Source organism: Oleiphilus sp. HI0067, from assembly GCF_001635735.1.
The window spans coordinates 1-1,162 of the sequence record NZ_LWFI01000546.1; the positions used below are offsets into that span (position 1 = coordinate 1).

Genomic DNA, 1,162 nt, shown 5'->3' on the forward strand with positions numbered 1-1,162 from the left:
GGCAATCAACGATCGGCTATGGCATGCCAGGCTTACCTGGCCTTCTGGTCGGGAGAAATAAAACACTGTCTTGGGGCGCAACCTATACCTTCGCAGATACCGTCGACAGCTGGATCGAAGACTGCAAAGAGGGGCAATACCGTGTTGAAGATGAGTGGTTTAAGTTCTCCCAGCGAGAGGAGCTAATTACTCGTAAAAAACACGCAGACCACCGCGAGACCTTCTACGAAAACCATCATGGTGTTCTTGATGGATTGCCCACCGAAACAGGGTATTACCTTGCAACGCATTGGGCGCCGGCTGAATCTGGCGCCACCACGCTAAATGCAGCATTCGCATTAAATAGCGTGAGCACCGTAGCCGAAGCACAAATACACTTGGGCGCGATTGAAAGTGCATGGAACTGGGTGATCGCAGATAGCCATGGCGACATTGGATATCAAATGTCAGGTCTGTGCCCTATCCGTGAAAATAACTGGAATGGTTTTGTACCTGGTTTAGGCTGGGACAAAAGCTACGACTGGAAAGGTTTTCATCCGATTGAAGATCTACCCAGAAGCTTTAATCCTGAATGCGGCTATTTTGTCACAGCAAATCAAGACTTGAATGAATTTGGCAAGACCTCCCCCATCAATATGCCAATGGCGGATCATCGCGCACGTCGTATTAACGACCTACTCTCGCAAAACGCAGAACAAGACTTATTAAGCACGCAAGCAATTCAGATGGATCTCTTTTCACTTCAAGCGAAGGAGTTTATGGATGTACTCAAGCCAGTATTAGAGGAGAATTTTTCAGATCAGCCGCTCGCACAAAGCTTGCTGAATTGGGATCTCTGCTACGACAAAGACTCGATTGCGGCAAACCTATTTGAATGTTTCTACACCGAGCTTCGCCACCTTGTATTTCAAGACGAACAAATTAGCCCAGAACTCACCAAACACTTACGCGAACAAACCTGTTTATTTATCGACTTTTATCAAAACTTTGATCGCTGCTTACTTGAGCCAAGTTCAGTGTGGTATCAAGACATCAACCAAGCAGAATGTTTTAAACAGGCGTTTTTGAACGTGTGCACGCACTTTGAAGAACGAACGTGGGGTCAAACCAACACCTTCCAATTCACAAACATTTTGCTGCAAGGCAAGCTGCCTCTATTCTT

The 1,162-nt window shown here is 46.4% G+C and carries 1 protein-coding gene; it reads left to right on the forward strand.

The genetic code is table 11. The features are described from left to right. Window positions 1-1,162: penicillin acylase family protein (locus tag A3739_RS06380; protein ID WP_197472119.1), on the forward strand; the 1,162-nt coding region annotated here is incomplete at both ends.